Here is a 17,262-nt window from a genome sequence, read left to right on the forward strand (position 1 = left end):
AAAAAACATGAAAAAGTTTATTTTATTATTCTTGATTTCGTTACGTGTTATTGCCCAAACGGGTATCGGCACATCGACACCAGACGCCTCAGCGAAGTTGGAGGTTTCTGCGACCAACAAAGGATTTCTTCCACCACGCGTGGCATTATCTGCAACGAATTCCGCGAGTCCTATCACGAGTCCGGCGAATGGTTTGATGGTATTTAACACAGCTACGGCTGGGGCAAGTCCATTCAATGTGCTACCGGGTTATTATTATTGGGATGGCACCGGTGGAAAATGGGTAAGCTTATCGACTACCGTGGGTAATGTACAAAATCAAGCAATTTTTAGATCCACGTCAAATACAGCACTCAATTCCGCCGTAAGCTCATGGAATTCAAGATTCAATAATATAGCCGCGGGGGATTTAACGATTAATGCTAATACAAGCTTTGCTTTAGCAAATGGGATATATAAAATAGAATGGGCCCTTCCCTATCAATCGAGTAGCACCTATAACATTATCCAACTACAAGAAAACATGTCGGGTACATGGAATGCCTTATTGAATGATGCGGGATATTCCACACTCGGAAACGGCGGAAATACCGACTGGGGCGGTGGAACATTTGCTGCAGATATTGTTGACTGTTCATCAAGTACAAGAATGTTTCGATTTTTCAATTTAGATGTATATCGACAGCTCTATTATGGTGCTACTGTAATCATCACCAAATTAAATCCATCCATCACCACATCGACAACAGCCGATAATTTGGGAAACCATACAGCCACGTCAAATATTCAATTGAATGGAAAGTACTTATCAGGAGATGGCGGAAACGAAGGAATAAGTGTTGATAACACGGGCAAAGTAGGTTTGGGTACAACTAGCCCATCTACCGCATTGCATATTCAAAATGGAAATAGTTTGGGAGCAGGCGACCCAGCAACGAATACGGTGCCAAGTATCTATTTATTCAACTCAAATAACGCCTCTAACACAGCTCACTCCATCATGGGCATTCGAACGAGTGGTGATGGGGGTGGAAATCCCTATTTATCTTTTGACATTTCAGGTGTAAGGGGGTATTCTTTGGGGATCGACAATGCGGATGGAGATAAATTTAAAATTCATAATAACTGGAATTTTAACAATACAAGCACACCCGTTTTAACAATTAGCTCCGATGCTCGTTTGGGTATCGGGACTTCCTCTCCTGTTAGAAAAATGCACCTTCAATCCGCGGATGATGTTTCACTTTATATTGAGAGCACAACTGCCGATAATAATGGAATGGTTATATTAAATGGAAACACGGGATCCAATTGGGCCAATAATTACCATGAGTTTATGATGTTTCAAAAACAAGGGACAAATATAGGAAATATACAAGGCACCAATGGTGGCACTCAAGTTGCCTATAATACATCCTCCGATTATCGCCTCAAAACAGATTTCAGAAACTACAATGGTCTTGCTTTGGTCAATCAAATTAAGACCTATGATTATGCGTGGAAAGTAAATAATACCCGCATGTTTGGGGTAAAAGCGCACGAATTACAAGAAGTAATTCCATACATGGTTTCGGGAGAAAAGGATGCAGTCGACGAAAAGGGAAGAATTAAACCACAATCTGTGGATTACTCAAAATTAACCCCCATTCTCGTTAAAGCCATTCAAGAACAAGATGTTAAAATCCAGCTGTTGGAAAAAGAAAAAGATGCCCTCGAACTTAGAATTCGTAAATTAGAGGAATTGATTCAAAGTAAAGAAAAATAAGGAAACTAATGTGCAAGAAAATTCTTATTCTGTTAATTTTAATGAGCTATAATTTGCTGGCCCAAACGGGTATCGGCACAACGAGTCCAGACGCCTCTGCCAAGTTAGACGTTTCAGCAACCAATAAGGGTTTTCTCCCACCTCGAATTAGTTTAACGGGTACGTTGGATGTTAGTACTATTGTAAATCCAGCAACAGGCCTTGTTATCTATAATACAAGTACGGCCGGAACGACGCCCAATAATGTCTTACCCGGCTATTATTTTTGGGATGGAAGTAAATGGAATGGCTTGGTAAGCCAAAGCTCTCTCAATGCCTTTAGTGGCTATAACCCTAATTATGCACAATCGAATGCAAGTTCAGTTACCAAAAGTGCTGTCGGAGATATTGTCGTAAGCCAAAGTATTACTACCTCCGGTCGACCTATTCAAATCATCGCAACAGGAGATGCTAATCCATCTACATCTGGCGCTTGGGTTCAACTTCAAATTTATCGTGATGGAGTAGCCTTGGGCAAAAAAGTTCAAGCGGAAAGTTCATTAAACAATGAAAATGTACCATTTTGCTTAAACTTCATCGATACTCCCACAGCAGGTACATATACCTACACCGTACGTATTGCTGCTATCGGTGGCGGAAGTTTCAATTTTGGAGAAAGCGATGGAAATCATATTACATTAGTGGAATTAGGCGCTTGGAGTGCAGGTACAATGCCCATCGCTAAAGGTGGAACCGGGAGTAGTTCTTTTAGTAATGGTTCGCTCGTATTTAGTAATGGTTCGACACTAACACAGGACAACAGCAATTTATATTTTGATGATTCAAACAATCGTTTAGGTATAGGAACCACGTCCCCAAACCAAAGTTTAGATGTCAATGGAAACGCGCAAGTTCGAGGAAAAATCACTCATACAGATGCATCTGGTAGTGTTGCGTTAAAAGCAAGCGCATTTGTCAATGCAGGTGTGGCAGTCACTTTAGATGATATTCAAATTCAATTTTCGACTGGCGGTTCAAGAAGTTTACAAGTAAGAACAACGGGAAATAGTTTTTCCGGAGAGGTATCTGCATATACTACTTACAGTAGCAATGCTTTTACTCACTTTGCCGATGTAACGCAAACGATTAATTCAACATTTGCTTATTTGGGAGCCTCATGGGGATTTGCCACTGATGGAGATCTTGCCGTTTACTACCTACGAGACTCTACAAACCTTCGTTTTTATCGTATCACCTTAATGGTAGGTCCTGGTTATGTAAATAATTTCATTTCGATTGAGAAACTAATTTAGAGTGAAGAGTGAAGAGTGAAGAGTGAAGAGTTAGAAATTCGATATGGGACGATGGAAGAATTTATAACCTTGAAGAAATAGACGTGAAGTAATGCGTCTCTACATTCCAAAGCCATTTGTTTCAAAGCTAATAACCCTAGGCTTTAGCCTAGGGAACCCCAGACTAAAGTCTGGGGCTATGAAACAAAACATATAATTATTTCATTTCATAAAACGTATGCTTCACCACCCCATCCACCTTCGCACCATCCGAAACGAATAATCGCTTATTTACCCACGCATAACGTGCATCATTTGATTCAAAGCGCGAGAATGTCCGCATGTAGACACCATCGCGTAAGCCCTGATTCGTTAAATAAATCAAAGCGCCATCGTCGGTTTTCAAGGTATAACGCGTATCGATGTCCACAACGCCATCAGGTCGGATATTTTGCCAGTCACCACCTCCTTCGAGGATGGTACCATTCAGCTCGGCCGACCAGAACTTCCCTCCCATCACGCGCACAATTCTTCGGTTGCCTAAATCTTGTACTTCGCCCAAAACAATTTCAGTTTCAATAAACAATTTCAATTCCATCAGGCTTTCGCATTTAAGGTTTCTACATCAAATCCAGCAACTTTCTTGTAATGCGCCATCACCTCCGCTAATTCAGTATAGGGGACTTCACCTGCCTGAAAACCCTTTGGAAAACGTTCCTCCATCAAATCCATGATAAAGTCAGGTCCTTTTTGGCGATTCTGCAAGACTACTTGAGCCGTTGCAGGGACACGTTCAGCATCGTAAGCCTTCAATGCCTCGATCGCATCAGCATGATTTTGCAAGGCTAAAGCCAACGCATCCGCATCCAAAATGGCTTGTGAAGCCCCATTTGAACCAATTGGGTACATCGGATGAGCGGCATCACCCAACAAAGTCACCCGACCGAATGACCAACGAGGCAAGGGATTGCGGTCCGACATCGGGAATTCAAAGATTCCTCCGCTCGTCTTTTCAATCATTTCTGGGACATCAATCCAATCGAATTTCCAAGATTTATATAAATCCAATAATTCCTCCTTACCCACCGTTCGGTTCCAATCGCGCACCGTTATCTCCTTTCCTGAAGCTTGACGCAAATTCGCAACCCAGTTGATGAGTTGGTTCCCCTCCGCATCTAATTCCGTTGAAATCGGATAAATCACCATCTTTTGTTGCATCGAACCAATCATCGCCATGGATGCACCCGTTAAATAAGGCTTCAAACGCGCGGTTCCACGGTATAATACATTGCCAGAAAATACCACACCACCCTCCTCAGGATACAGTTTTTTACGCACATTGGAATGTATTCCATCCGCACCGATCAGTATATCGCCAAACTCCTCGGCGATCATTTCACCCGTTTCTTTATGGATAAAGCTTGCTTTGACCTGGTCACCCAATTCTTGAAAAACTTGCAAATGGGCATTGGGAATCAATTTATCCGTTCCTAATACACGCATGGCTTCTTCCCACAATAATACCTGAAAATGCCCGCGGTGAATGGAGAATTGAGGCCAGCGGTAACCGGCGTGTTTTCCTCGGGGCTCCGACCAGAAAAATTGGCCTTGTCGGTTGGCATAAACCAACTCCTCCGTAGGAACAGCAATTTTCGCAATCTTATCCTGCAGCCCTATATTTGTCAGCACGCGTACGCTATGCGGCAACAAATTAATGCCAACACCCAGCGGCGTCACTTCTTTAACCGATTCGAATACTTTTACATCGTGGCCATCCTGATGTAGCCGCATTGCAGTCACCAAACCACCTATTCCTCCTCCTGCAATAATAATTTTCATAGACTCGGCTTAAAATTTTTCATTAATTGTACGAGGTGTTGGACGCTTTCCATCGCCATTCCATTATACATCGAGGCACGAAATCCACCTACGGTAGGAAAACCTTTGATTCCCACGACATCATTTTGAGAACAATATTCCAAAAATTGGCTTTCCACTTCGGGCGAAATTGCTCGAAAACATGCATTCAAGACAGAGCGATCCTCTTTCACTGCAATCCCTTCAAACAGCGGATTACGGTCAATTTCATCGTATAATAAAGAAGACTTGGCAACGCTTTGGTTTTGCATTTCGCGTAAACCACCTTGCGCTTTTATCCAACGCAACATTAACAGCGCCACATAAACAGGATAAGTAGGCACGGTATAATATAACGATTGATTTTGAATATGTGTTTGATAGTCCCAAATTGTAGGAACCTTGCGATCGCTATTAACAGGCAAAACCTTGGTATTGACCAATACACAGGTAATTCCAGCAATACCAAAGTTCTTTTGCGCTGAAGCGAAGATGATTCCAAACCGATCTACATCCAGTGGTTTGCTCAAGAAATCTGATGTCATGTCCGCGACTAACGGAATATCCACTTGTGGGTATTCATGGTATTGAATCCCTTCGATCGTTTCGTTGGAAACCACATGCAGGTATTTGGCATCCGCCGGCAAGTTCCATGCTTTGGGAATTCGATCATAGTGGGTCGCTGAAGCAGATTCCAAGACATGCACTTGGGCTAATTCGCGTGCGGCATCAATGGATCGAAGGGCCCAAAAACCCGTATCCACAATTGCCATCGAATCATTCAAACCAAGTAAATTCATGGGAGCCACGGCTAATTGCGTACTTGCACCGCCGGGCAACCAGAGTACTTCAAAATAATCAGGTAGTTGATATAATTCACGTACGAGCGAAGTCGCCTCTTCGATGACTTGAACAAATTCGGGAGCACGATGGCTTATTTCAGCGATACTTAAACCCGAATGATTAAAATCGACTAATGCATCGGCAGCTTGTTGGAATACCTCTTGGGGTAGCGTCGCGGGACCCGGACTAAAATTATGTTTACGCATAACACGAAAATAGGAAAATATCACTAAACTGCGTAGGAATTGACCAAAATCAGTAAAAAAGCATGAGCCTTACTTCAAAAATCAAACGTTTCTGGAAATCAGTCGGACCAGGATTAGTGACAGGCGCAAGCGACGACGATCCATCAGGAATTGCTACCTATTCACAAGCAGGAGCACAATTTGGTTTGATGACCCTTTGGACGACCATCATTACGATACCCTTGATGGCGGCGATCCAACAAATGTGCGCTCGAATTGGAATTGTCACCTCCCAAGGACTTACGGGCACCTTGAAAAAGCACTATTCAAAACCTATCTTGTATGTCATGTTGTTGTTTAGCACACCGGCGATTATCATGAACATTGGGGCAGATATTGCTGGGATGGGCGCGGTTGGCAATTTACTTTTCCCAAAAATTGAGTCGAGTTATTTTAGCGTTATGTTTACGATCATTTTAATGGATTTAATTATCTATTTACCCTATCAAAAAATTGCACAGACATTAAAATATCTGTGTATCGTCATGCTCGTTTATTTCATTGTCCCATTTCTATATAAGCAAGATTTGGTACAAATATTAAGTGCTACATTCATTCCTAAAATCGAATTCACCAAAGAGTATTTGGCGATATTGGTTGGGATATTAGGCACAACCATTTCCCCTTATTTATTCTTTTGGCAAGCATCTGTCGAGGTCGAAGAAATGCAACATAAGAAAAAGCATTTAATGGTGAACAAACGCTTGATTCATGCGATGGAACAGGATGTTGATTTCGGGATGGGCTTCTCGGGATTTGTGATGTATTTCATCATATTAACTACAGGAACGGTTTTATATAGTGCAGGAATTCATCAAATCGATACGGTGGAACAAGCTGCGATGGCATTGAAACCATTGGCAGGGGATTTAGCCTATATATTATTTGCTGTTGGTGTAATCGGTACGGGTTTAATTGCAATCCCCGTTCTTAGCGGTGCGCTTTCCTATATTTATACCGAAACCTTCGGTTGGGAACAAGGCCTCGACAAGAAATTCCATGAGGCCAAAGGCTTTTATGTCATCATCATGATTTCCTTATTGCTTGGTTTATCCATGAATTACATCGGAATCTCTCCTATTCAAGCATTAATTTATACAGCAATCCTTTATGGTGTAACCGCACCCGTATTAATCGGAATCATCCTGCATATTTCAAACAACCAAGAAATCATGGGTGAATATACGAATACCCGCTATTTGAATATGATGGGGGGAATTGCGCTGGTAATTATGACTGTGGCCGCTGTGGCGCTGGGGGTGCTTTATTATTAAATAGACGTTGGACTTTAGACATTAGACTGGGTACTCTTTGGCAAACCTTTTAGGATTGCCAAAGTTTGAGCCGCCCAACGTGCGGCGATTGATCCTATGCTACATAGCCGCATTAGCATTTAAATACCATTTTATAGTGGCACGATTTTCTTTGGCAAACCTTTTAGGATTGTCAAAGTTTGAGCCGCACAACGTGCTGCGATTGATCCTATGCGACATAGCCGCATTCGCATTTAAATTCCATAACCGAAAATCAAATTGATTATCAGTTTTTTATGCTAAATATCAAACACTACTAGCTAATTTGTCAAAAATCAAATATAAAAAATATAAATCCAAAGTTTCACTTAAGTGAAACTTTAAAGCCTTAACTTTGACATGTTTAAAATCAGACAAGTAATAATTTATAAGAACTACTTTGAAGATTTTTTTCTTGCACAAAAAAGTAAGGTTCAAGATAAAATCATGTGGACGCTCAAGTTAATTGAATCACATGAACAAATTGCCGCCAATTATATAAAACACATTAAGGGGACAAAGGGACTATATGAAATTCGAATAAAGTATGGAACAGATATCTTTCGAATTTTCTGTTTTTTTGATGAGGGCTATTTAATCATACTTATGAATGGATTTCAAAAAAAATCACAAAAAACTCCTCAAAAGGAGATTGATAAAGCAATAAAAATAATGCGAGCGTATGAAAGCGAAAACTAACACGACGACTTTAGATCAATTTGTAACCAAACATTACGGAACTACAGGTACATCCCAAAGAGATAAACTAAACCAAGGATATGAAAATTTCAAAATGGGGATTTTATTGCGGGATGCGAGGAAAAAAGCAGGTCTTACGCAAGATGAATTAGCAAAAAGAGCTGGGACAACTAAATCTTACATTTCTAAACTAGAAAATGATGTCAAGGAGGTTCGCTTATCTACCTTGCAAAATATTGTTGAATTAGGCTTAGGTGGAAAAGTTGAATTATCGATTAAACTTTAATCCATGCTATTGTATTGACGCGATAAATAACGTCTTAGCTTCATACTCGGCACGTGCCTTCCCTAGGCTGAAGCCTAGGGTTATTAATGACCCATGGCTTTCGTCGGAGGAATCGGCGCAAAAGGCGCCTCAAACTTTGGCAATCCTGAAAGGTTTGCCAAAGAATCCACCGTCTACCGTCTAACGTCCAAAAAAAACACCCACCTTTTCAGATGAGTGTCTTCGTGGACCAGCATGGGCTCGAACCATGGACCCCCTGATTATGAGTCAGATGCTCTAACCAACTGAGCTACAAGTCCCCATTAGATTGAACTAATGTGATGCAAAATTAATTAATTATTGCTTTCGAACTAATTTGGAGTGAATATTTTCTAAATTTAAGGCCTGAAAAAACGCTAGCTCGTTGCCCATGTTTCCTACCAAAATCATCAATGATCCGATTTACGGATTTATCAAAATCAATAACCCTTTCATTCTCAAACTGATCGACCATCCGTTTGTACAACGTTTGAAGCGGATCAAACAATTGGGCTTAGCTGAATTTGTCTACCCAGGCGCACATCACACGCGCTTTCACCACGCATTAGGTGCCATGCATTTGATGGACGAAGCGTTAAATAACTTAAAAGCAAAAGGCTATTCAATCTCGGATGCCGAAATGGAGGCAGCTGAAATTGCCATCTTATTACACGACATCGGACATGGCCCCTTTTCCCATGTATTGGAATATACCCTGTTGAATCATGTGCACCACGAAGAGATCTCAAACCTCATCATGGAGAAACTGAATCAGCATTTCGAGGGCCGCTTGAGTTTAGCTATAACGATGTTTGATGATTCCTATCCGAGAAAGTTTTTTCACCAATTAATCTCAAGCCAACTGGACGTTGACCGTTTGGATTACCTCTCCCGCGATTCGTTTTACACCGGTGTACGCGAAGGCTTTATTGGTTCAGAACGCCTATTAAGTATGTTGGACCTCCAAGACGAGAATTTGGTCATGGAGGAAAAAGGAATTTACTCGATAGAGAATTTCTTGATGGCTCGTCGACTGATGTATTGGCAAGTGTATTTACATAAAACAGCCATTGCGGCAGAAACTATGTTGATTCAGATTCTTAGACGTGCCAAAGAACTTATTAATCAAGGAAAACCACTAAGCTGCTCCAAAGCGCTGATGCTTTTCTTAAGCAAAGAATATACCTGGGAAGAATTCACCGCCGACCCCAAACTGCTCGTTGCCTTTACCGACCTAGATGATCATGACGTTTGGGCTGCTATCAAAACCTGGAAAGATTCGGATGACAAGATCTTATCGTTATTGTGTTCGCACTTTTTGAGCAGAAAATTGTTTACCTGTAAATTAGGAAGCCAACCCCTTCCCAAATCAAAGCGCACGGAAATTTCAGAAGAAATCAAATCTAGGCTTCAGATTACCGACGAAGAATTATCTTACTTTGTCATTGAAGGCTCTACCAGTAATTCCGCTTATGTTCAAGGTGATAACACAATCAAAATCGTCGATAAACTAGGTCATGTGGTCGAGTTAACCGAAGCATCTGACCTTCCAACGATACAAGCTCTGAGTAAGATTGTGAAAAAATACTATTTTTGTTGCCCAAAGAGCGTATATTTGCAAGGTGAATTGAACGCCTAATACATTCTAAATTCCACATACCCTATATGAAGTTTACCGTTGACCAAATAGCGACCATGATTCAAGGAGCAGTAGAAGGCGACGGGACCCAACACATCACGGGTTTTGATAAAATAGAAGAAGGCAAATCAGGAAGTATTTCTTTCCTTTCCAATCCCAAATACGAATCTTATTTATACGATACCGAAGCAACTGCCGTGATTGTAGCAGCTGATTTGGACCTAAAATCACCCGTAAAATCGACACTGATTCGCGTAAAAGAACCCTATGTGGCTTTTACTATCTTGTTACAAAAGTACCAAGAGATGACAGCCAAAAGAGAGACGGGTATACAGGTAACAGCGCATGTAGCAGGTGGAATAAATGTAGGTAAAGACCTATTTGTAGGTCATTTAGCCTTCATTGATGCAAATTCAAGCATCGGAAATTACACGAGTATTTATAACCATGTTAGCATTGGGAAAAATGTGCAAATTGGCGACAATTGCATTATTTATCCGGGTGTGGTTATTTATAACGATACGGTTATTGGAAACAATGTCATCATTCATGCGAATGCAGTCATTGGCGCAGATGGATTTGGACATGCACCACAAGCAGATGGAACCTACAAAGCTATTCCTCAGCTTGGAAATGTCGTTATAGAAGATGATGTGAGCATCGGTGCGAATGCCACGATCGATCGGGCAACCATGGGATCTACCCTCATTCGTAAAGGAGTTAAATTAGATAATTTAGTACAAATAGCCCACAATGTGGAGATTGGCGCAAATACCGCCATTGCTGCACAAACGGGCATTTCAGGTTCTACAAAGATTGGAGAAAATTGTTTAATCGGAGGCCAAGTAGGCATCGCTGGACACATAAGCATCGCACCAAAAACAATCATCACGGGGCAATCGGGTGTAACCAAATCGATTAAAACACCTGGTCAAACGATGGGTGGATTTCCTGCAACCAATAATGTAGATAATTTAAAACGTAGCGCGTTAATTCGACAATTACCGGAGCTATTCGAAAAGATTAATAAAATTAAATAAGCGTATCCCCTCTTATGAATAATAAGCAACATACAATTTCAAAGTCTGTCACGCTATCCGGAGTCGGTTTGCACACAGGCGTTGTAGCCAATATGACGTTTTTACCAGCAGCGGCGAACCATGGTATCAAATTCCAACGAATTGATTTACCAGGCCAACCAATTGCTGATGCAGATGTGGATTACGTTGTCGATACATCTCGCGGAACCACAATTGAACACAACGGAGCACGAATTAATACGGTTGAACACGTTTTGGCGGCTTTAGTTGGCCTAGAAATTGACAATATCTTAATCCAATTAGACGGACCAGAACCACCCATCATGGATGGCTCTTCGATCAAATTTGTGGAAGCCTTAAAAGATGCAGAACCTGTCGAACAAGAAGCGCACCGTAAATTCTTTGAATTACCTGAAGAAGTTCGATTTAAAGATTTGGAAAAAGGGATTGAACTAGCAGCATTGCCACTAAACGATTACCGCATCGCGGTAATGGTGGATTATAATTCTAAATTTCTTTCAAGCCAACATGCCAACTTATCGCATGTCTCTCAATTTGAAAAGGACTTCTCGATGTGTAGAACTTTCTGTTTTGTGCATGAATTAGAAGCATTACATAAAGCTGGCTTAATCAAAGGCGGTGACTTAAATAATGCCATTGTAATTGCCGACAGAGATTATACAGAAGCTGAATTAGCCAATATATCCGAAGTATTAGGTAAACCCAAAGTGTCCATTTCGAAAGAAGCTGGCATTATGAACAATACAAGCCTACATTATTCCAATGAAATGGCTCGACATAAATTATTGGATGTGATGGGCGATTTGGCCTTAGTAGGTAGACCGATCAAAGCACAAATTTTAGCATCTCGACCAGGACATGCGTCCAACGTAGAGTTAGCTAAAAAGATCAAAAAATTAATGTTAGAAGCGGAGAAAAATAATGTTCCGGTTTACGACCCCAAACAGCCTCCTATCTTCTCACATGAGCGTATTTACGAATTATTGCCACACCGCTATCCATTTCAAATGATTGATAAAATCATTTACTTAGATGACAATAGCGTTGTAGGTGTTAAAAATGTCACCATGAACGAAAATTATTTCATGGGCCATTTTCCAAACAATCCTGTCATGCCTGGCGTTATGCAAGTAGAAGCCATGGCTCAAACAGGGGGTATTTTGGTTTTAAGTTCTGTACCAGATCCTGAAAACTATTGGCCTTACTTAGTCGGCATCGAAAATTGCCGCTTCCGTAAAAGTGTCATCCCAGGTGATACAGTTGTTTTTAAATGTGAATTAACCGCACCTATTCGTCGGGGAATTGCCAAAATGATCGGCAAGGCATATGTAGCAGGACAAGTTGTCTGTGAAGCTGAAATGACGGCTAGTTTAGTTAGAAAATCTTAGGTATTTGATCATGAGTCAACCACTTTCTGTTATTAACCCCAATGCTAAAATCGGAGAAAATGTCCAGATTGATCCTTTTAGTGTCATTCATGATGATGTAGAAATCGGTGAAGGAACTTGGATTGGATCAAATGTGACCATTTATCCCGGTGCAAGAATCGGTAAAAATGTACGCATCTTTCCTGGTGCTGTAGTTTCTGCCGTTCCTCAAGATTTAAAATTTGGTGGCGAAATTACCACAGCAGAAATTGGTGACAATACAACCATACGCGAATGTGTAACAATCAATCGCGGTACGTCCGACAAACAAAAAACGGTCATTGGTAAAAATTGCTTAATCATGGCGTATGTGCACGTTGCGCACGATTGCATCGTTGGCGACAACTGCATCCTAGCAAATGCCGTTCAAATGGCAGGACACGTAACAGTCGGAGACTTTGCCATCATCGGCGGATCATCAGCGATACATCAATTTGCATCCATTGGCCGACATGTCATGATTTCGGGTGGTTCATTAGTGCGCAAGGATGTCCCTCCTTTCACAAAGGCGGGTCGGGAACCTCTAAGCTATGCAGGTATCAATTCCGTGGGCTTACGCCGTCGCGAATTCAATGATGCACAGGTGGCTGAAATTCAAGATATCTACCGTTATGTGTATTTAAAAGGCCTAAATAACCAACAAGCCTTGAATCAAATCGAAGCCAATATTCCTAAATCCGCCCACCGCGATGAAATCGTTGATTTTATCCGCAACTCGGAACGCGGAATTATGAAAGGATAATTCCACCATGAAGATCATTGCCACAGGTATTCATAAAAAATTCCGCCAGGAATGGGTCTTCAAAGCATTAAACTACACGTTTGAGTCAGGAAAATCCTATGCCATCGTCGGTCAAAACGGTGCAGGGAAATCAACCCTCTTAAAAACCTTAGCACAATACAGCCTGCCAAACAAAGGAACTGTCGAGTTCGAAGGTGTCAGTGAAAACGTCAACAAGCAAATCAGTTTTGCAGCCCCTTATTCCGAATTAATCGAAGAATTCACACTGCCTGAATTATTAAGCTTCCTCATTGAAATAGATTTTCTAGACGCCCGCTGGGATTTCAATGCCTTTACGAGCTTCATCAACTTACGTCCATCTGAAACTAAATACATCAAGAACTTCTCTTCTGGCATGCGCCAAAAAGTAAAGTTAGGCGTGGCTTTAGCAGCTGATCGTCCAATACTATGTTTGGATGAACCTACCTCCAATCTGGATGAAGCAGCTAAAAACTGGTTTTACAAAGCTTTGGAAAGCCAACGACATAAGTTGATCCTGATCGCATCCAACGAAAAAGCCGAAATAGATTTGTGTACGGATAGCCTGGCGATTGCCGACTACAAGGTTTAAGCGAATTTAAGATCTAAGCGTAAGCGAATCAAGCCGCTCAGAAGCAATCCCAATCCGAGAAAATACAGGACGCTACTGCCATCAATAACCCCCTTACTCATTTGTTGGTAATGTGCATAAACCGACCATGTTTCCAAGGCAGGAATTTCTTGCATGCCTTGCCAACAAATAAAATTAAAAACTAGTCCAATGACAAAGGCTAACGATTGTTTGGATACAAGCACTGAGGCTAAGGTCGATAGACAAATAAATACGCTACAAAGCAACACTAATCCCACATAAGAACCAATGATTAGCGATGCATCAAAATTACCTGAGGGACTGCCCAATTGTCCGATGGAATAAACAAAAACAGCTGTTGGTATCAAGATGATGATAACCAGTATCAGCGTAGCAAACAACTTCCCCAGTACAATCGAATTCAACGAAATGGGTAAAGTACGTAACAAATCAAAAGTGCGCATTTCAAATTCCTCGGCGAAAGATCGCATGGAAATAGCCGGAATAAAAAACAGGAAGAACCACGGACTTAAATCAAAGAATACCTGCATTTCAGCAAAGCCATAATCTAATATATTGCCGTCCAACCACCATAAATAAATACCCATCAAGACATAAAAAGCCGTCATAATTCCTAAACCTAAAAAGGAACTAAAAAACTGACTCAACTCTTTCCGGATAATGGCTAGCATACTTACTCGTCGAACATTGGTTTTTCACGTTTCATGATACCTGAAACAATAAGACCCAAAACGAACATAAATAATACCGTAACAAACACGATTGTAATAAACTGAACACCAGGCCCTAACATCATATTCGTGATTTTCTCGGCATCCTGGATCTGACTTTCAGATAAACCTTGGTCTTCCAATCGTTGGCGAGCCAAATCCATTTGCTTTTGGATAACAGCATCATCAATGAAATTGATGTAGATGTAATTAAAACCACCGGCTACGATACCCCACAAACCACCTAATAGTGTAGAGCTTCCTAAGCCTTCCCCATAAGATAAAAAGCCACCTTGTTGCTCGCGAACTTCTTTTAAGGCTAAAAACAAAACTGTTACATTGATAACAAAAGTAACCAAGAAGGAAACCCACCCAAGTGTTTCCGAAAAGTCCTCGGCCAAACCCGAATACTGGGTAACAACAGATACAAGGAAGCTCAATAAGCCTCCAATGATACCCCACTTAATTAATAGTAAACTTTTCGAAGTAGTCGTCGTTTCCATAACTTATTGTTTATAATAAAGTGAAATTAACAAATTTGGCAAGAATGCCAGAAAGAGTTTTTGGCTAAATTCATCACGTGCAATACTAAAAGCATTGATTCCTTGAATGCCTTGCATCAATTGAAAGTAATATTCTTTTCCCTCCTGCTTGATGATCACATCCTTATATTGCCCCAGTTCATGTACGCTTAACCGGATATAATCCTGCAAAACTTCTAAACCGGTAGCAGATTCATAAAAATAATACAATGAGAAAGCGCCAACCAGCGCCGTAATCAAAACAAATATGTATTGATACAAAAACAATTTAAGAAAATGTACAGATGCCCCTCGGTTTGATCCAACCCAATTTTTGGCTAAATACACTTGAGCCAACAAAACAATCACAAACGAAGGCGCCTTCTTACCTGCTAAGGGAATAATGTCATTGATTGTAAGCACATAACCATATACCCCCATCAAAACGACACAAATAAGGCTAACCACTATCACTCGGGGAAATTTTCCTACTAATTCTCTCATCTTATCCTTGATACAAAATTTGATCTCCCTTAATCACGTAGGTAATTTGCGTAGTAAATGTCTCGCCAATGAAACATGAATTCTTCGATTTACCTACGATATCTGTTAGTTGGTAAACGTGATTAACTCCCGACTCAAATACAATCCCTTGAACTTGACTTCCTACTTCGACAACAGGCAATGAAATCCCTGCTAACGAGGCCGGCTTGTGTGTGATAAAATCCAAGCTGTTTTTCAATTTGCGCTTTTCGGCTGCATCAACAAAGGCCACCAATAAAGTTTCTAGCCCGATGGTTCCGAAATCCGCATGATCAAATTCCAAGGCTTTTGATTCAAATTCCACGGGATGGTGATCCGAAACAACGGCATCAATGACACCAGTTTCCAAGCCCTTCCACAAGGCTTCTAAATCAGCATGCGCCCTAAATGGAGGAAATACTTTTTTATTTGTATCGAAATCTGCGATCGCATCTTCCGTAAAAATCAACTGGTGTACAGCAACATCAGCAGTCACTGGCAAACCTTCCGCTTTAGCAGCCTGAATGAGTTCCACTCCTGCAGCTGTAGAAATACAAGCAAAATGGAGTCTAAAATCAGCATTTGCCAAGCCAAAAGCATTCGCACGCACATAACGCAACAAATCCAAATCTCGTTGGATACTCATACTTTCACTTAAGACCGGAATTCCTTTCAAACCTAATAAGGTACTTTGTAAACCTTCGTGAATTTGACCGTAAAGCGATAATGCTTCCGTATCTGGCCGACAAACAATCGTTACAGGCAAGGTTTGTAGATATTGAAGACTTTTGGCCATCAAATCAACTGCCTGCAAAGAACCCGCACCATGACCGAACCAAACTGCACCGGCACGGTGTAAATCAAACAAATCCGTAAAATTCTCTCCTTTGTTATCCAAGCTCAAGGGAGCCATGGGATGAAACGTAATTTGGCCCGACTTCTGACGAATAAAGCGAATCGAATCTGCTTGTTGAGGCACCGGAGAGCCTGTTGGCAATAAAAGCATATCCAATACGCCACCCTTCAGCGCTGCCCGACTTAAACTTTCCCAATCCTCCCGATGTTCACCACCGGGTAAGGTATTGTGGACGCGTAGGTCAACAAGACTAGGAGACCATTGTAACTGATTTCCGGCGATCACAACATCTGCCTTATCTTGAATGGAAGCGGCTATTTGAATCCATTGACCATTTTCGGCCAATAAATCGACCGTCTTTCCATGAAAGCTAGAACGAGAGTCTGATACTAAAACTGATTTAAGTAAAATCCGCATGTTTTATATAAGCTAAAAAAAAACCCTGAAATCAGGGTTTTAAAATCAATGTCCAACAAATGCTTGATAGGTAGCTACATCCATCAATTGATCAATGTCGCCTAAATCACTTGGTTTCATTTTCACAACCCAACCCTCTCCAAATGGATCCGAGTTAACTAATTCTGGGCTGTTATTTAAATTCGTATTAAACTCGATAACTTCTCCTGCAACCGGTAAGAATAAATCAGAAACCGTTTTCACAGCTTCAACCGTTCCAAATACCGCATCTTGTGCAATGCTCTTCCCGATCGTTTCCACCTCTACAAAGATAATATCACCTAGTTCGCTTTGTGCAAAGTCAGTAATACCTACAATTGCCACATCACCCTCAACCTTAATCCATTCGTGTTCTTTCGTGTACTTTAAATCTGCTGGGAAATTCATATGTTCGTATTTTTTTGCTTGCAAAGGTCACGAA

At 41.1% G+C, this 17,262-nt stretch carries 18 protein-coding genes and 1 tRNA gene; 10 read left to right on the top strand and 9 right to left on the bottom strand.

What is annotated here, in order from left to right:
- Positions 1 to 7 precede the first annotated feature (7 nt).
- Positions 8 to 1,765, top strand: coding sequence for a tail fiber domain-containing protein (locus tag PQG45_RS04555; RefSeq protein WP_315575385.1), 1,758 nt, complete (start codon positions 8 to 10; stop codon positions 1,763 to 1,765).
- A 41-nt stretch (positions 1,766 to 1,806) separates the two neighbouring features.
- Positions 1,807 to 3,057 carry a hypothetical protein gene (locus PQG45_RS04560; protein ID WP_315575384.1) on the top strand — a complete coding sequence of 417 codons (1,251 nt, stop codon included), beginning with the start codon at positions 1,807 to 1,809 and terminating at the stop codon, positions 3,055 to 3,057.
- Positions 3,058 to 3,253: 196 nt separating this feature from the next.
- On the opposite strand, the gene PQG45_RS04565 is transcribed toward PQG45_RS04560, so the two are convergent.
- From PQG45_RS04565 to serC, 3 genes are read right to left on the bottom strand one after another with little or no spacing between them, the layout of a single operon-like run.
- On the bottom strand, positions 3,254 to 3,634 hold the full coding sequence (locus PQG45_RS04565; RefSeq protein WP_315575383.1) for a DUF3237 domain-containing protein: 381 nt from the start codon (positions 3,632 to 3,634) through the stop codon (positions 3,254 to 3,256).
- Positions 3,634 to 4,875: a flavin-dependent oxidoreductase gene (locus PQG45_RS04570; protein ID WP_315575382.1), complete on the bottom strand. Its 1,242-nt coding sequence runs from the start codon at positions 4,873 to 4,875 to the stop codon at positions 3,634 to 3,636. The genes PQG45_RS04565 and PQG45_RS04570 overlap by 1 nt, the downstream gene beginning before the upstream one ends.
- Positions 4,872 to 5,942, bottom strand: coding sequence for a 3-phosphoserine/phosphohydroxythreonine transaminase (serC, locus tag PQG45_RS04575; RefSeq protein ID WP_316070350.1), 1,071 nt, complete (start codon positions 5,940 to 5,942; stop codon positions 4,872 to 4,874). The genes PQG45_RS04570 and serC overlap by 4 nt, the downstream gene beginning before the upstream one ends.
- A gap of 62 nt (positions 5,943 to 6,004) precedes the next feature.
- On the opposite strand from serC, the gene PQG45_RS04580 reads away from it, so the two are divergent.
- The 3 genes from PQG45_RS04580 to PQG45_RS04590 all read left to right on the top strand — a co-directional run bounded on the left by PQG45_RS04580 (position 6,005) and on the right by PQG45_RS04590 (position 8,258).
- Positions 6,005 to 7,255 carry an NRAMP family divalent metal transporter gene (locus tag PQG45_RS04580; protein ID WP_315575380.1) on the top strand — a complete coding sequence of 417 codons (1,251 nt, stop codon included), beginning with the start codon at positions 6,005 to 6,007 and terminating at the stop codon, positions 7,253 to 7,255.
- Positions 7,256 to 7,633: 378 nt separating this feature from the next.
- Positions 7,634 to 7,972 carry a type II toxin-antitoxin system RelE/ParE family toxin gene (locus PQG45_RS04585; protein ID WP_315575379.1) on the top strand — a complete coding sequence of 113 codons (339 nt, stop codon included), beginning with the start codon at positions 7,634 to 7,636 and terminating at the stop codon, positions 7,970 to 7,972.
- Positions 7,956 to 8,258, top strand: coding sequence for a helix-turn-helix domain-containing protein (locus PQG45_RS04590; protein WP_315575377.1), 303 nt, complete (start codon positions 7,956 to 7,958; stop codon positions 8,256 to 8,258). Before PQG45_RS04585 ends, PQG45_RS04590 begins: the two co-directional genes overlap by 17 nt.
- 225 nt (positions 8,259 to 8,483) lie before the next feature.
- Here the strand turns inward: PQG45_RS04590 and PQG45_RS04595 are convergent.
- Positions 8,484 to 8,557 (bottom strand) — tRNA-Ile (locus tag PQG45_RS04595).
- Between the two features lie 110 nt (positions 8,558 to 8,667).
- On the opposite strand from PQG45_RS04595, the gene PQG45_RS04600 reads away from it, so the two are divergent.
- The 5 genes from PQG45_RS04600 to PQG45_RS04620 are packed head-to-tail and all read left to right on the top strand — an operon-like array spanning position 8,668 to position 13,755.
- Entirely contained in the window at positions 8,668 to 9,915 is a 1,248-nt protein-coding gene (locus tag PQG45_RS04600; RefSeq protein WP_316070351.1) for an HD domain-containing protein, read from the top strand.
- Positions 9,916 to 9,941: 26 nt separating this feature from the next.
- Positions 9,942 to 10,955 carry a UDP-3-O-(3-hydroxymyristoyl)glucosamine N-acyltransferase gene (gene lpxD, locus PQG45_RS04605; RefSeq protein WP_315575374.1) on the top strand — a complete coding sequence of 338 codons (1,014 nt, stop codon included), beginning with the start codon at positions 9,942 to 9,944 and terminating at the stop codon, positions 10,953 to 10,955.
- A 14-nt stretch (positions 10,956 to 10,969) separates the two neighbouring features.
- Entirely contained in the window at positions 10,970 to 12,364 is a 1,395-nt protein-coding gene (locus PQG45_RS04610) for a bifunctional UDP-3-O-[3-hydroxymyristoyl] N-acetylglucosamine deacetylase/3-hydroxyacyl-ACP dehydratase (protein ID WP_315575373.1), read from the top strand.
- Positions 12,365 to 12,374: 10 nt separating this feature from the next.
- The gene (lpxA, locus tag PQG45_RS04615) at positions 12,375 to 13,145 is read left to right on the top strand and encodes an acyl-ACP--UDP-N-acetylglucosamine O-acyltransferase (RefSeq protein WP_316070352.1); all 771 of its coding nucleotides are present in this window, start codon (positions 12,375 to 12,377) and stop codon (positions 13,143 to 13,145) included.
- A 7-nt stretch (positions 13,146 to 13,152) separates the two neighbouring features.
- Positions 13,153 to 13,755: an ABC transporter ATP-binding protein gene (locus tag PQG45_RS04620; protein ID WP_316070353.1), complete on the top strand. Its 603-nt coding sequence runs from the start codon at positions 13,153 to 13,155 to the stop codon at positions 13,753 to 13,755.
- Here PQG45_RS04620 and PQG45_RS04625 read toward each other — a convergent pair.
- Genes PQG45_RS04625 through gcvH form a run of 5 tightly spaced genes read right to left on the bottom strand, consistent with a single transcriptional unit; the run spans position 13,752 to position 17,228 of the window.
- Entirely contained in the window at positions 13,752 to 14,447 is a 696-nt protein-coding gene (locus PQG45_RS04625) for an ABC transporter permease (RefSeq protein WP_315575368.1), read from the bottom strand. The genes PQG45_RS04620 and PQG45_RS04625 overlap by 4 nt on opposite strands.
- 2 nt (positions 14,448 to 14,449) lie before the next feature.
- Positions 14,450 to 14,989: a DUF4199 domain-containing protein gene (locus PQG45_RS04630; RefSeq protein ID WP_316070354.1), complete on the bottom strand. Its 540-nt coding sequence runs from the start codon at positions 14,987 to 14,989 to the stop codon at positions 14,450 to 14,452.
- Between the two features lie 3 nt (positions 14,990 to 14,992).
- On the bottom strand, positions 14,993 to 15,511 hold the full coding sequence (locus tag PQG45_RS04635; RefSeq protein WP_316070355.1) for a hypothetical protein: 519 nt from the start codon (positions 15,509 to 15,511) through the stop codon (positions 14,993 to 14,995).
- A gap of 1 nt (position 15,512) precedes the next feature.
- Positions 15,513 to 16,802 carry a dihydroorotase gene (locus PQG45_RS04640; protein WP_316070356.1) on the bottom strand — a complete coding sequence of 430 codons (1,290 nt, stop codon included), beginning with the start codon at positions 16,800 to 16,802 and terminating at the stop codon, positions 15,513 to 15,515.
- A gap of 45 nt (positions 16,803 to 16,847) precedes the next feature.
- Positions 16,848 to 17,228 carry a glycine cleavage system protein GcvH gene (gcvH, locus tag PQG45_RS04645; protein ID WP_315575361.1) on the bottom strand — a complete coding sequence of 127 codons (381 nt, stop codon included), beginning with the start codon at positions 17,226 to 17,228 and terminating at the stop codon, positions 16,848 to 16,850.
- Positions 17,229 to 17,262 lie beyond the last annotated feature (34 nt).

This window comes from Aquirufa regiilacus (assembly GCF_032470275.1).
In the GTDB taxonomy this organism is placed as follows: Bacteria; Bacteroidota; Bacteroidia; order Cytophagales; family Spirosomataceae; genus Aquirufa; species Aquirufa regiilacus.